This is a genomic window from Flexivirga alba (assembly GCF_042661025.1).
GTDB classification, from domain to species: domain Bacteria; phylum Actinomycetota; class Actinomycetes; order Actinomycetales; family Dermatophilaceae; genus Flexivirga; species Flexivirga alba.
Genome location: NZ_JBHSWH010000001.1, coordinates 108058 through 122070 on the forward strand (window position 1 = coordinate 108058; position 14013 = coordinate 122070).

The following is a 14013-nucleotide window of genomic DNA, read 5'->3' on the forward strand; positions in this document are numbered from 1 at the left end:
ATCTCACGACATCTACTGACCTTTCGGTGGCGGCGTGGCGCGGCTGTCGTCGAGAGCGCGTGCCCACTGCTCGTGGTCGGCCCAGGTGTCGACGTCCCGCCATACGTCGTCCGCGGGCAGCTCCGCCAACCGCAGGTCCCCGAGCAGAGCGCGCATCGACCGGTTGGCCGGGTCACCGAGCGCATCAGCGGCCGCTCGGAGCGCGCTCGACCGGTAGCGTCCGAGCAACCACTGCAGGCGACCGTCCGGCTCGGCCAGCACGACCCCGTCAGCGTCACCGGCGTCCGCCGCCCCCAGCAGTTGTATGGCGCTCACCGCGCCCGGCAGGTCGCACGCGATCAGGTAGGTCCACTCCGCCGGCCGTTGTATGGCGCGCAACCCGGCGACCGAAGCGGCGGCCGGACCGGAGCCCGCAGGCTCCTCCACGACCCGGACCGCGCGCTCCGGCACCTCGGCCGATGTGTGACCGACGACAACAAGGGTCTGCGCGTCCCGGACGGCTTCCAACGGCCGGGACACCAGCGAACGCCCGGCCAGTTGCACCGCCGCCTTGTCGATCCCGCCGAGGCGAGCACCGGCACCACCGACCAGCACGATCGCGTCGAACTCCACGGGCGCACTCACTTCTTCTGCAGCGTCGGCTTGTCCCACCCACGTTGCGGCGCCCGCGAACCGGTGCCCTGCCCCGGCCGCTCGTCACGGGAGCGGTAGACGATGTAGGGACGGGTGAGGTAGCCGACGGGCGCGCTGAAGACATGCACCAGTCGGGTGAAGGGCCACAGCGCGAAGAGCACCATCGCCACGAACGCGTGCAGTTGGAAACTCCACGGTGCATTCGCCATGAGGTTCGCGTCGGGGTTGAAGGTCCACACGCCGCGGAACCACAGGCTGACACCGGTGCGGTAGTTGTAGTCACCGCCGATGTGGAACAGACCAGATGCCAACGTGTTCCAGACGCCGAGCACGATTGCGGCCGCAAGGAAGACATACATCACCTTGTCCATTTTGGTGGTCGCCGAGAAGACCGGCCCGGTCACCCGGCGCCGGTAGACCAGGATGACCAGCCCGGCGAGCGCGAGGAGGCCCGCCGGGATGCCGCCGGCGAGCGCGATGATGTGGTAGCCGTGCTCGGAGATGCCGAGCGCGTCGGTCCAGACCTTCGGGATGACCAGGCCGATGATGTGACCACCCAGCACACCGAGCATGCCGAAGTGGAACATCGGGCTGCCCCAGCGCAGCATGTTGTTCTCATAGAGTTGCGAGCTGCGGGTCGTCCAGCCGAACTTGTCGTAGCGATAACGCCAGAAGTGCCCGACGATGAACACCGCGAAACACAGATAAGGCACGATCACCCAGAGGAAGAGGGCCATCAGGACACTCCTGTCGACGGTCGGCCGAACTCGATCGGAACCGGTCTCGGGTTGAGACGCGGATCAACGCCGTATGGCGAGGTGTCGATGCCCACGTCCTCCGAGGGCGGTCCGGCAGCGATCAGCGCAGCAAGCGCGACCTCGTCGTCCTCCCCGAGCGATGGCAACGTCACGCGAAGGGCGTCCAGCACTGGCAGCCAACGGGATTCGCGCCGTGCGAGCGCCCGATGCAGTAGCTCCACACCGACTCGATGGTCGTTGAGCAGCTTCCACGCGGTGTCCCTGCTAGTGAACGCACCGAACTCCAGCAGGACCGGCAGGAAGTCCGGCAGCTCACCGTTGCCGTCGGCGAGCTCGACTCCCGCCCGGCGGTAGGCCTGCTTGAACTCCACCAGCGCCACTCCCCGACGCCGGGTGTCGCCGCTGCTGAAGTAGGTCAGGTGCAGGCTGCACTTGCGGGTCACGTCGAAGGTGTCGACGTAGTCGGCCTGCAGGTCGGGCAGCGGGACCGTGGCCGCGTAGTCCAGGAACGTCATCAGCGGGTCGCCGATATCCGACGGCAACTGTGCGGCGACGTCACGGATCGCCGGAAACTGTTGCGCCGTCTCGGCATAAGGATATTCGAGCAGCAGCGAGACCGATTGCCACGCGGCGGTCAGCACGTCGTCCGGCAGGTCGGCGGCGGTCCGCCGATGTCGGCTCCACCGTAGAGATTTCATGCCCTCGGCCCCTCGTCGTGGTCCTTGGGGAAAAGTCCTTCGGGCACACCGCGGCCGTCCCAGTTGAGCAGGTTGACCCGGCCCCCTTCGAGCCGCCGCCGACCAGGGTGTCGTGGTCGGAGGTCTGTCGTTCCTTGAGCATCCGGAAGTTCTCGACCGCCACCGGGGTGAGTGCGCTCTGTCCGGAACCTTCGCCGAAGGGGCTGCCCTGGTCGTAGTCGCTGACCGCGCACTCGGTCGCCAATTCCTCCAGCCCGTGGGCCTGCTCGCTGTGCGCGGTCGGTATGACGTAACGCTCGTCATACTTCGCGATCGCCATCAGCCGGAACATTTCGTACATGTCCTCGGCGCTCATGCCGACCGATGCGGCGATCTCCTCGCTCGGGTCGCCGCCGAGGTTGATCTCCCGCATGAAGGAGCGCATGGCAGCCATCTTCCGCAGCACCCGGTCAACGGTCGGGACTTCGCCCGCGGTGAAGAGGTTGGCGAGGTACTCGACCGGGATCCGCAGTGCGTCGATCGCTGCGAAGAGGTTGCCCTGGTCCTCCGCGTCGTAGCCGGTGTCCTTGACGGCGTCGACCACCGGCGACAGCGGCGGGATGTACCAAACCATCGGCATGGTGCGGTATTCCGGATGCAACGGCAGGGCGACCCGGTAGTCCATGATCAGCCGCCGGACCGGTGACTTCTGGGCCGCTTCGATCCAGTCGCCGGGTATGCCGTCCGCTTCTGCGGCGCGCTGCACCTCGGGGTCGAACGGGTCGAGGAAGCAACTGACCTGTGCTTCGTAGAGGTCCTGGTCGTCCTCCACCGACGCGGCTTCGAGGACGCGGTCCGCGTCATACAGCATGATGCCGATGTAGCGCAGCCGGCCGACGCACGTCTCGGCGCAGACGGTCGGGATGCCGACCTCGATCCGCGGGTAACAGAAGGTGCACTTCTCGGCCTTGCCGGTCTTGTGGTTGAAATAGACCTTCTTGTAAGGGCATCCGCTGACGCACATGCGCCAGCCGCGGCACTTGTCCTGGTCGACCAGGACGATGCCGTCCTCTTCGCGCTTGTAGATCGCGCCGCTCGGGCAGGACGCCGCGCACGCCGGGTTGAGGCAGTGCTCGCAGATGCGCGGCAGGTAGAACATGAAGGTCTGCTCGAACTCGAACTTCACCTTGTCCTCGATGCCCTTGAGCATCGGATCCTTGACGGCATGCTCGGCAGAACCGCCGAGGTCGTCGTCCCAGTTGCCGGACCACTCGACGTTCATCGGCTTGCCCGAGAGAAGCGAGTAGGGCCGCGCGACCGGATAGTTCTTGGTGACCGGCGACTCCAGCAACGTCTCGTAGTCGTAGCTCCACGGCTCGTAGTACTCGCTGATGCTCGGCAACTTCGGGTTGCTGAAGATGCTGGCCAGCTTCTTCAGCCGGTTGCCCGACTTGAGCGTCAACCGGCCATTGGGCAATCGCTTCCAGCCGCCCTTCCACTTGTCCTGGTCCTGCCAGGTCCTCGGATAACCGAGCCCGGGCCGGGTCTCGACGTTGTTGAACCAGACGTATTCCATGCCGGCCCGGTTGGTCCACGCCTGCTTGCAGGTGACCGAGCAGGTGTGGCAGCCGATGCACTTGTCGAGGTTCATCACCATCGACATCTGCGCCATTACCTTCATGGCTGTACCTCTGTCAGTCCCGGGGTCCCCGCGAAGTATCGTAGGAGCGAGTCGGGGTCCCCGCGAAGTATCGGAGCGAGGAACGAGCGGAGAACTTCGTGGGGTGACGGAGCGGGGGAGAACTTCGTGGGGTGGGTCCCCATCGACATTTGGGCCATGACCTTCATCGTCGAAACACCTTGCCCTGTCTAGTATTCCACTGGCGTGGTGCGCTTGCGGATCATCGTGACCTCATCGCGGTTGCTGCCGGTCGGGCCGATGTAGTTGAAGAAGTAGGACAGCTGCGCGTAGCCGCCGATCAGGTGACTGGGTTTCATCATGATCCTGGTCATCGAGTTGTGTATGCCGCCGCGCTTCTGGTCGCGCTGGGTCAGCGGCACGTCGATCAGCCGGTCCTGCGCGTGGTGCATGTAGACCGTGCCTTCGGGCATCCGGTGCGACACGATGGCGCGGCAGGCGACGACGCCGTTGCGGTTGACCATCTCCACCCAGTCGTTGTCGTGGATGTCCACCTTGGCGGCGTCCTGGTCGGAGATCCACACCGTCTGACCACCACGGGACAGCGACAGCATGAAGAGGTTGTCCTGGTATTCGGAGTGGATCGACCACTTGTTGTGCGGCGTGAGATAGCGCACGGACACACCGAGTTCGCCGGTTGCGCCGATCTCCGCCTCGCCGAAGAGTCGGGTCATGTCCAGCGGTGGTCGGTAGGTCGGCAGCGCCTCCCCCATCGCCAGCATCCAGTCGTGGTCGAGGTAGAAGTGCTGCCGTCCGGTGAGGGTGTGGAAGGGCTTGAGCCGCTCGATGTTGACCGTGAACGGGCTGTAGCGTCGGCCACCAGTCTCCGAGCCGGACCACTCCGGAGTAGTGATGACCGCCTGCGGCGCCATCTGGATATCGGCGAAAGTGATTCTCCTGCCTTCGCTTTCGGCCGCCAGGTCGTGCATCTGGTGTCCGGTCCGCTGCTCCTGGGTCCGGAAACCCTGGGTCGCGAGGTGACCGTTGGTGGCGCCGGACAGCGTCATGATCATCTGCGCGACGTGCACGTCGGTGTCCAGCCGCGGCCGACCGGCCGCGGGGCCGGTGGCGACGACACCGTGCTCGTGACGGAGCAGCTCCAGCTCGGCCGACACGTCATACGTGATGCCTTTGCAGGCGGTGCCCAGCGTGTCCAGCAACGGACCGATCGACGTCATTTTGTCGTAGACCGCGGTGTAGTCGCGCTCCACTGCAACCAACGCCGGCATGGTCTTGCCGGGGATCGGGTCGCACTCGCCGAGCTTCCAGTCACGCACGATGCCGTGCGGGGTCGCCATGGCCTCCGGGGTGTCGTGCCACAGCGGCTTGGCGACCAGGTCGGTGCGCGTGCCGAGGTGGTCAACAGCCAACTCGGAGAACCGTTTTGCGATCTCCTTCCACGCGTCCCAGTCGGTCTTGCTCTGCCATGGCGGGTTGATCGCCGGGTTGAACGAATGGATGAAGGGGTGCATGTCGGTGGTGTTGATGTCGTGCTTCTCGTACCACGTCGCGGCCGGCAGGACGATGTCGGAGAAAAGCGTCGAGCTGGTCATCCGGAAGTCGATCGTCATCAACAGATCAAGCTTGCCGTCGACGATCTCGTCGGCCCACGCGATGTCCTGCGGCCGTTGCTCCGGCGGCGCTTCTCGGGCGGTCACCGATCCCTCCGCGCCGAGCAGGTGCTTGAGGAAGTATTCGTCGCCCTTGGCGCTGGAGCCCAACAGGTTGGAGCGCCACAGGGTCAGCACCCGCGGATAGTTCTCGGGGTTCTCCGGCTCCTCGAGCGCGAACTTCAGTTCGCCGGTCTGCAGCTTGTCGACCACCCAGTCCTTGACATCGACCCCGTCTGCCGCGTCCAACTCCGGGATCTCGATCGAACTCTTGTCGAACGTCGGGTAGGTCGGGGACCAGCCGAGCCGGGCCGACTTCAGCAGGAGGTCCATCACCGTCTGCCCCGGGAAGGCACCCATGCCGGCGCCGACCGTGTCGGCCATGAAGGTGTCGTAGCGGTATTGGCTGGTGTTGACGTACCAATACGCGGTCTGGGTCATGTGCCGCGGTGGGCGCGTCCAGTCCAGCGCGAACGCGGCGTTCTGGAAGCCCATCAACGGGCGGACCTTCTCCTGCCCGACGTAGTGCGCCCAGCCGCCACCGTTGCGTCCCTGGCAACCGGTGATCGTGGTGAGCATCATCATCGCTCGGTAGATCATGTCCGAGTGATACCAGTGGTTGGTCCCGGCACCCATCAAGATCATCGAACGACCTTGCGTATCAACAGAATTGCGAGCGAACTCGCGGGCGATGCGCGCGCACGCCTCAGCCGGGACGGCCGTGATCTCCTCCTGCCACGCCGGGGTGTAGGGCACTCTCGGGTCGTCATACCCCTCCGGCCACACGCCGGGCAGCCCCGGGCGGCTGACGCCGTACTGCGCCAACATCAGGTCGAAGACCGTGGTGACCAGGTGCTCCCCCACGCGTATGACGGGAACCCCGCGCTCCTCCAGCACGGCTTGGCCATCGGCAGCGTCGAAGCGGGGCAGCCGGACAGCGACCGACTCGGCATCCTCGGACCAGCAGGTCAGCCGCGGCGACAGGTCCTCCAGGTCGAGGTTCCACTTGCCGATGCCCTCATCGCCGAAGCGGTGACCGAGCGTCCCGTTGGGGACCGCCGGCGCACCGGTGACATCGTCGAAGATGGTCGGTTTGAAGAGGGCGTTCTCACTCTCGCGAGCGGGGTTGTCGAAGTCGGCTGCAACGAGGTTCTTGCCCGGGCGCCAGCTGCCGTCCTCCTGCTGCGAAAGGGTGACGAGGAAGGGCAGGTCGGTGTATTTCTTCACGTAGTCGTCGAAGAAGTCGACCTGCTGGTCGACGAAGAACTCGCGCAGCACGACGTGCCCCATGGCCATCGCCAGCGCTGCGTCCGTGCCGGGCGCCAGCGCGAGCCACTCGTCGGCGAACTTGACGTTCTCGGCATAGTCCGGGCTCATCACCACGACCTTCTGACCGCGGTAACGGGCCTCGATCATCCAGTGCGCGTCGGGCGTGCGGGTCAGCGGCACGTTCGTGCCCCACATGATGAGGTAGGCGGCGTCCCACCAGTCACCGGACTCCGGCACGTCTGTCTGGTCGCCGAAGATCTGCGGGCTGGCTACGGGCAGGTCGGCATACCAGTCGTAGAAGCTGAGCATCGGCGCGCCGATCAGCTCGTTGAAACGCGCACCCGAGGCGTAGCTGACCTGCGACATCGCCGGGATCGGCGAGAAGCCGGCGATCCGGTCAGGACCGAAGCGCTTGATCGTGTAGACGTGTGCGGCGGCGATCATCTCGACCGCGTCCGCCCACGAGGCGCGCACCAGACCACCCTTGCCGCGGGCGGCCTTGTAGCGTGCGGCCTTCTCCGGATCCTGGACGATCGAGGCCCACGCGATGACCGGGTCGCCATACTCCGCCCGGGCCTCCTGGAACATCGTCAGCAAGGTCGCCCGGACGTAGGGGTAGCGGACCCGGGTCGGTGAGTAGGTGTACCAGCTGAATGCCGCCCCACGCGGGCAGCCGCGCGGCTCGTACTCCGGGCTGTCGGCGCCCACGCTGGGATAGTCGGTCTGCTGTGCCTCCCAGGTGATGATCCCGTCCTTGACGTAGACCTTCCAGGAGCACGAGCCGGTGCAGTTGACCCCATGCGTCGACCGCACGACCTTGTCGTGACTCCAGCGATCCCGATAGAACGAGTCACCCTCGCGGCCGCCCTCGGCATACATCGACCGGTGATCGGACGACACGATCGCCCGGGTGAAGAACCGGCGGGTGCCGACCAGTGCGTCGGCGAGTGGACTGTCCAGACCTGCGGTCATTGAGTAGCCTCCTGCGGAATCGATGCGGCAGCAGCCGTGCGGCGTATGACGGTCAGTGTGAGGACCAGCGTGAGCGCGGAGCAGATCGCGAGCAGCCACATCCCGATCCCGTAGGACCGGGTCTGGCTATAGATGTAGGCCATGACCAACGGTGGCACGAAACCGCCGAGCCCGCCTGCTGCTCCGACAAGTCCGGTGACCCCGCCCACCCGGGCAGGGTCGGTCGCCTGCGCGATGAGCGCGAAGGTCGCACCGGACGACGCACCCAGGGCAGCGGCCATGATCAGGAAGACAGGCGTGCCGAAACCGCGCAACGGCGGCTCCCCCGAAGCGACAGCGGCACATACCGCGACCACCCCGAAACAGGTCGCCAGCACAGGAATCGAGCCGATCTTGTCGGCGAGGGTGCCGCCGAGCGGCCGCATGATGACCGCGATGATCACGAACCCGGCCATCTTGTTCGCGGCATCAGCCGCGGTGAGCGTGTATGCATTCTTCAGGTAGAGCGGCAGGAAGACCGAGAACGCGACGTACCCGCCGAACCCGATCGTGTAGAGCACCCCCGCCTGCCAGGTGATCGGCAGCTTCGCGGTCGACACGAGCCGCTGCACGAGCGGAGTGGTGGGCGCGACCCGCCCCGGTGCATCGCGCATCACGAACCAGGCGACCACCGCATAAGCCGCCAAGGCGATCGCGACGATGACGAAAGGCGTTGACTTCCCGTGCGCCTTGAAGAGGTTCACCGTCGTCAACGCGCTGATCGCGGTGCCGCCCATCCCGGCCCCGAAGATGCCGATCGCCATACCGCGCTTCTCCGGCGGGAACCACCCGTTCACGAACGGCACACCGACCGCGAACGACGTGCCGCCGACACCGAGGAACACCCCGGCGATCAGCAGCGAAACGAACGAGCTCTGTGCCCAGAGGCCGATGACCAGCACCGGGATGATCGTGACCGCCGAGACGATCGGGAACATCACCCGGCCACCGAATTTATCGGTCAGCGCGCCGGCCGGAATGCGGCCGATCGAACCGACGATCACCGGCACGGCAACCATCAGGCTGGCCTGACTGGCGGTCAGTGGATGCCCGTCCGAGAACGGCAGGAAACTCACCTGCTTGTCGTAGGCGCCCGCTCCGAGCTTGGCCTTGTCGGGGCTGAAGAGAGGACCCAGTGGGCTGATCAGCGCCCATGCCCAGAAGTTGACCGCGAAACCGATGGTCACCATCGCCAACTGCAACCAAGGGCCGCCCCTCGAAACGGCGGCGGGCCGCGCTGCCTGTGGTGCGCGCGTCATGTCAGCCTCGTTCAGCGTCAACCGAAATCGTCTGTCAGGACACAGTCAAGCACAAGCTACTACGTCACGTAGTAAATTCGGGCAAGTCATTTCCACCACAGGTTGACCATCAACGACGAAGCCGGGTCGCAGCCCCTGGAAGGACTGCGACCCGGCCGGTGAAGCGGGTGTCGGTGGCTGCTCAGGCAGCGCCGGCGCAACCCCACGGGCCAAGGCCGCGCGAGGCGTAGACGTGGTTGGCGATGGTGATCTGCTCGGCGCGGCTGGCCAGGTCGGCGCGCGGCGCATAGCTGCCGCCACCGGCACTCAGCCAGGTGCCGATGTCGAACTGCAGGCCGCCGTAGTAGCCGTTGCCGGTGTTGATCGACCAGTTGCCGCCAGACTCGCACTGCGCGATGCGGTCCCACATGGCGGCGCGCGACAGGTCCAGGCCGCCGCTGCTGCGCTGCTTGGTGCTGAGGCTCGGCGCGGGCGCCGGCGCGGCCTTCTTGGTGCCGACGACGAGCACCCGGCTGACCGGCTTCTTCGTGACGACGCGCTTGACGAGGGTCGTGCGAGCAACGACCTTGCCGGTCCGCTGCTGGCGCCAGGTGGCGGTGGCCTTGCCCGCGACGCCGTTGCGCTCGACGCGAGTCTTACCGGCGGCGAGGGTCGAGTCGTACGTACGCACCGTGCTGAAACCGACGGTCTCGGCGGTGGTCACCATGCGGGTGGTGACGGTCGGCCGGGCCTCGTCACGCGAGACCTTCTTGACGGTCGCGCGGGCGCTGTGCGTGGCATTCTTGCTGTGGGTCGGCTTCGCGCTGTGCGACGGCGTTGCACTCGATGAGGCGCTGGTCGCGGTGCCGAGCGAGGCGCTGTGCGCACCAGTTCCGGCGCCGGCGTTGCAGGCGCTGAGTCCTAGGCCGGCGACGACAGTGGTGGCCGCGATGGCAGCGGTTTTGGTCAGGCGGTAAGTCAACGATTCTCCGATGTCGGGCTGTCCCGTCGAGCGGCGAGGCGCACATCATCAGCAGGTGAAATTGCTGGTCAGTGCGGGCGAACGGCTTCTGCCTGGCTCGCCCGGCCGCGTCTCGCGCAGCCGAATTCGGGGTGCCGACTCTCAGGTTGAACTCGAATACCGTGACGCATGAGTGACCCTAAGGTCAAATTTTGGTAACGATAGGCCCGTCACACTTGCATGTGGCGCGGATCGCGTTATTGCAGTTGATCAGACACAGAACAGTTACGGATGCGTCATACCGCCCAGGTGCCGTAGACCTGCTCGCTGTTGTCGGAGAGGGCCTGACACAGGGTGGGTACGTCGACTGCGAGCACGTCGGCCATCGCCCGCACCGTGAGCGGGATCAGGTATGACGAATTGGTCGCGCCACGATGCGGCGCAGGCGTCAGGAAGGGCGCGTCGGTCTCGACGAGTAGCCGCTCCAGCGGCACGATCGCGAGCGCGTTGCGCAGCTCGCGGGCGTTCTTGAAAGTCACCGTGCCGGAGAAGGACAGGTAATAACCCCGCTCCACGCACTGCCGCGCGAGGTTGATGTCGCCCGAGAAGCAATGCATGACAGTGCTTTTCGGCGCTCCCTCTTCCTCGAGGATGCGCATCACGTCATCATGCGAGTCGCGGTCGTGGATCTGCAGTGCCTTGCCGGTGCGTTTGGCCAGATCGATGTGCCATCGGAACGAATCCTGTTGGGCAGCAATGCCTTCCGGGCCGGTGCGGAAGTAGTCGAGGCCGGTCTCGCCGATGACACGGATCCGCGGGTGAGTCGCCAGCTGCTCGATCTCGGTCCACGCGGCACTGAGCGCACCCGTATCGGCGAGCTTGGCAGCCTCGTTGGGATGCACAGCGACCCCGCCCAGCATTTGCGGGTGCCGGTCGACCTGCTCGACGGTGAAACGTGCTCCGGGCAGGTCACAACCGATCTGCACGACCCGGTCGACCCCGACGGCCCTCGCTGCGGCCAGCACCGACTCGACCTGTGGCGGGTCGTTCTCGTCGCGCGAGATGTCCAGGTGGGTGTGGTTGTCCACCACCGCGATCGGCAGCGGTGCCGGGGCGGGCGGTGGTCCGGGCGGCGTGTCAGTCCGAGGCTTCTTGCTCATGCAGCGTGCACAACCTTCCCCCGGGGAGACCTATGCACGCCGTCGCACCGAAAACCGTGCACAACCTTCCCCTGGGGAGACCTATGCACGCCGTCGCACGGAAAACCGTGCACAACCTTCCCCTGGGGAGACTTATGCACGCTTGTCACGCGTCGCGACCGAACGGGTCGGTCGGGTCGATCTCGTCCAGCTTGGCGAAGATCGGCGTCGGCTTGGCGACCGGGGCACCGACCTGGACCGGGCGCGACTGCCAGGGCGGGGTATCGGTGTATTCGCCAGTGATGATCGGGTAGGCGCGGCTGTCGTCGTCCAGGTCTCGCACCTGCTCCAGCCGTGGCATCGGCATGAATTGGCCTGTGCCACCGAAGGTTTGGGCGACCTTGTTGGAGCTGTGCGGCAGGAACGGCGACATCATGGTGTTCAGGTCGACGATCGACTGGGCAAGCGTGTGCAGCACCGTGCCGAGGCGCTCGCGCTGGTCGTCGCCCTTGAGCCGGAAGGGCTCGGTGTCGGTGACGTATTTGTTCGCCACCCGGACCAGGCGCATCACCTCGGCGATCGCGGCCTTCTGCCGCTGTGCCTCCAGCAGCCCTCCGACCGTCTCGAATCCCTCTCGTATGGCGGCCAGCAGCGACTCGTCGACCGGCTCGAGCGTCGCCGGAGCGGGCACCTCGCCGAAGCTCTTGGCGATCATCGACGCGGTCCGGTTGACCAGGTTGCCCCAGCCGGCGACGAGCTCGTTGTTGTTGCGGACCACGAAGTCATCCCAGGTGAAGTCGCTGTCCTGGGTCTCCGGGCCGGCCGCACAGATGAAGTAGCGCAGCGCGTCCGCGCCATACCGGGCGATCATGTCCTGGACGTAGATCACGTTGCCGCGCGAGGTGGAGAACTGGCCGCCCGCGTAGTTGAGGAAGCCGGACGCGACGACCTCGGTGGGCAGATTGAGCTCGCCATACTCCCCCGGCTCACCGCCCTTGTCGCCCTTGCCCATGTAGCCGAGCAACTCGGCCGGCCAGATCTGGGCGTGGAAGGTGATGTTGTCCTTGCCCTGGAAGTAGTAGGACTGCGCGGCCGGGTCGTTCCACCAGTCACGCCAGCGCTCGGGCTCACCCCGCCGCCGGGCCCACTCGATCGCGGCCGACAAGTAACCGATGACCGCGTCGAACCACACGTAGAAGCGCTTGCTGTCCCAGCCGTCGACCGGGATCGGGATGCCCCAATCGATGTCGCGGGTCATCGCGCGAGGGTGCATGTCCTTGGCCAGCCCCTTGGCGAAGTTGATCACGCCTGGACGCCAAGTGCCGGCCGAGTCGACTTCGTCCAACCAGCGCTGCAACGCGTCGGCCAGGGCAGGCAGGTCGAGGAAGAAGTGCTGCGTCTCGATGAATTCGGGCACTTCGCCGTTTACCTTCGACCGCGGGTTGATCAGGTCGGCCGGGTCGAGCTGGTTGCCGCAGTTGTCGCACTGGTCACCGCGCGCCTCGGGGAAACCGCAGATCGGGCAAGTGCCCTCGAGGTAGCGGTCGGGCAGGGTGCGACCGGTCGACGGGCTGATCGCCGTCGTGGTCGTCTGCTCGATCATGTAGCCGTTGGCGCGGATCTGGGTGAAGAGGTTCTGCACGACCTGGTAGTGATTGCGGGTCGTGGTGCGGGTGAACAGGTCGTAGGACAGCCCGAGATCGGTGAGGTCCTGGGCGATGACGGCGTTGTACTTGTCGACGATCTCCTGCACGCCGACGCCCTCCTTGTCCGCGAGGACGAGGATCGGAGTGCCGTGCTCGTCGGTGCCGCTGACCATCAGCACGTCGTGGCCCGCCATACGCATGTAGCGGCTGAAAACATCTGCAGGGACGCCAAATCCGGCGACGTGGCCAATATGACGTGGCCCATTCGTGTAGGGCCACGCAACAGCAGACAGAACCTTCATGGTCAGCCATCCTAGGTCGGGAGAGATGTCGGCCTCGACGGAGTTCCTGCTGCGGCTGTTTGCGCACCTGCCCTGGCACTGACACGATCCTGCGCAGGTCCAACCCGTCATGGAGGTGTGGGATGTTCGCCGTGCTCACTGGTGCCGGTTTGTCGGCTGCCGCCGGATTGAATGCCTACATCCCGTTCCTCATGGTCGGGCTGCTGGCGCGATTCACCGATGTGATCACCCTGCCCGGCGGCTGGCAATGGATCGAGTCGTGGTGGGCGATCGGCATCGGCGTGGTGCTGCTGATCAGTGAGCTGGTGCTGGACAAGATCCCGGTCGTCGACAGCATCAACGACCTCGCGGGCACGGTCATCCGGCCTGCATCGGGTGGAATCATCGCGGCCGCAACGCAATCCGCGAGCTCGTTGGACCACTCGTCGTTCATGCGAGATCACTCGTGGATCGGTCTCGTCGGTGGCATTGTGATCGCGGGCGTCGTGCATGTCGGGAAGTCGAGTGCGCGACCGGCGATCAACCTCGGTACGGCCGGCTTCGGCGCGCCCATCGTGTCGACTGCGGAGGACGTCTCGTCGCTCGGGTTGTCGCTCATCGCTGTGTTCGTACCGATCCTGGTGATCGTCGCGTTGATCGTGCTGGGGTGGATCTTGTGGAAGTACGCGCGGAGGATGCGCAGGTTCGCACGAAGGAGGCGGGATGCCGAGCACGCCACCTGACCGGCGTCCCTCGCTCGGCTCGCCCCGCGACAAGCTCATCGGCATCCTGCTGCTGATCGTCGTGGTCTTCTTCGCCGTGCAGTGGTGGCAGGGCCGACAGTCGAGCGGACCCACCCGTCCCGGTATGGCGCCCGCGACAGTCGTGTCCGAGGCTCCCGCGAAGGACGGCTTGGCCGAGCTGACCGTCCGCTATTCCGTCGATGGCCAGTCCCGCACAGTCACGAAATCCGTTGACGCTCAGGCATTCTCGACCCAGGGCAAGGTGGCGTGGGTCTGCTACAAACCAGGCAACGTCACCGATGCGTCGATCCGGCTGCCGCAGGATCCACTCTGCGGGCAGAATTGACA

Annotated in this window: 10 protein-coding genes and 1 pseudogene; 2 read left to right on the forward strand and 9 right to left on the reverse strand. The window is 65.9% G+C overall.

Annotated features, from left to right (window positions below):
- Nucleotides 1-12: 12 nt before the first annotated feature.
- The 9 genes and pseudogenes from mobA to metG form a co-directional block, all read right to left on the reverse strand.
- Complete coding sequence (mobA, locus tag ACFQDH_RS00495) at nucleotides 13-624, reverse strand: molybdenum cofactor guanylyltransferase (protein WP_382397454.1); 612 nt, start codon at nucleotides 622-624, stop codon at nucleotides 13-15.
- Entirely contained in the window at nucleotides 621-1370 is a 750-nt protein-coding gene (gene narI / locus ACFQDH_RS00500) for a respiratory nitrate reductase subunit gamma (protein WP_382397456.1), read from the reverse strand. The genes mobA and narI overlap by 4 nt, the downstream gene beginning before the upstream one ends.
- A complete protein-coding gene (gene narJ, locus ACFQDH_RS00505) occupies nucleotides 1370-2089 on the reverse strand; it encodes a nitrate reductase molybdenum cofactor assembly chaperone (RefSeq protein WP_382397458.1) in 720 nt (239 codons plus the stop codon). Before narJ ends, narI begins: the two co-directional genes overlap by 1 nt.
- Nucleotides 2086-3749 (reverse strand): annotated as a pseudogene (gene narH / locus ACFQDH_RS00510) (nitrate reductase subunit beta). Before narH ends, narJ begins: the two are co-directional and overlap by 4 nt.
- Before the next feature lie 188 nt (nucleotides 3750-3937).
- Nucleotides 3938-7618, reverse strand: a complete 3681-nt coding sequence (locus ACFQDH_RS00515) for a nitrate reductase subunit alpha (RefSeq protein WP_382397460.1) — start codon at nucleotides 7616-7618, stop codon at nucleotides 3938-3940.
- Nucleotides 7615-8916: an MFS transporter gene (locus tag ACFQDH_RS00520; protein WP_382397462.1), complete on the reverse strand. Its 1302-nt coding sequence runs from the start codon at nucleotides 8914-8916 to the stop codon at nucleotides 7615-7617. The genes ACFQDH_RS00515 and ACFQDH_RS00520 overlap by 4 nt, the downstream gene beginning before the upstream one ends.
- A 181-nt stretch (nucleotides 8917-9097) precedes the next feature.
- On the reverse strand, nucleotides 9098-9877 hold the full coding sequence (locus tag ACFQDH_RS00525) for a resuscitation-promoting factor (protein ID WP_382397464.1): 780 nt from the start codon (nucleotides 9875-9877) through the stop codon (nucleotides 9098-9100).
- 275 nt (nucleotides 9878-10152) lie between these two features.
- Nucleotides 10153-11016: a TatD family hydrolase gene (locus ACFQDH_RS00530; RefSeq protein WP_382397466.1), complete on the reverse strand. Its 864-nt coding sequence runs from the start codon at nucleotides 11014-11016 to the stop codon at nucleotides 10153-10155.
- Between the two features lie 145 nt (nucleotides 11017-11161).
- Nucleotides 11162-12943, reverse strand: coding sequence for a methionine--tRNA ligase (gene metG, locus ACFQDH_RS00535; protein ID WP_382397468.1), 1782 nt, complete (start codon nucleotides 12941-12943; stop codon nucleotides 11162-11164).
- A gap of 122 nt (nucleotides 12944-13065) precedes the next feature.
- Between metG and ACFQDH_RS00540 the strand changes: the two genes are divergently transcribed.
- A complete protein-coding gene (locus tag ACFQDH_RS00540) occupies nucleotides 13066-13665 on the forward strand; it encodes a DUF4126 domain-containing protein (RefSeq protein ID WP_382397470.1) in 600 nt (199 codons plus the stop codon).
- Nucleotides 13646-14011 carry a hypothetical protein gene (locus ACFQDH_RS00545; RefSeq protein WP_382397472.1) on the forward strand — a complete coding sequence of 122 codons (366 nt, stop codon included), beginning with the start codon at nucleotides 13646-13648 and terminating at the stop codon, nucleotides 14009-14011. The genes ACFQDH_RS00540 and ACFQDH_RS00545 overlap by 20 nt, the downstream gene beginning before the upstream one ends.
- Nucleotides 14012-14013 lie beyond the last annotated feature (2 nt).

Bases quoted from the DNA above. Each gene is read 5' to 3' on its own strand.
- ACFQDH_RS00540 (WP_382397470.1), top strand. From the start codon at position 13,066: ATGTTCGCCGTGCTCACTGGTGCCGGTTTGTCGGCTGCCGCCGGATTG.
- metG (WP_382397468.1), bottom strand. From the start codon at position 12,943: ATGAAGGTTCTGTCTGCTGTTGCGTGGCCCTACACGAATGGGCCACGT.
- narI (WP_382397456.1), bottom strand. From the start codon at position 1,370: ATGGCCCTCTTCCTCTGGGTGATCGTGCCTTATCTGTGTTTCGCGGTG.
- ACFQDH_RS00515 (WP_382397460.1), bottom strand. From the start codon at position 7,618: ATGACCGCAGGTCTGGACAGTCCACTCGCCGACGCACTGGTCGGCACC.
- narJ (WP_382397458.1), bottom strand. From the start codon at position 2,089: ATGAAATCTCTACGGTGGAGCCGACATCGGCGGACCGCCGCCGACCTG.
- ACFQDH_RS00520 (WP_382397462.1), bottom strand. From the start codon at position 8,916: ATGACGCGCGCACCACAGGCAGCGCGGCCCGCCGCCGTTTCGAGGGGC.
- ACFQDH_RS00545 (WP_382397472.1), top strand. From the start codon at position 13,646: ATGCCGAGCACGCCACCTGACCGGCGTCCCTCGCTCGGCTCGCCCCGC.
- ACFQDH_RS00530 (WP_382397466.1), bottom strand. From the start codon at position 11,016: ATGAGCAAGAAGCCTCGGACTGACACGCCGCCCGGACCACCGCCCGCC.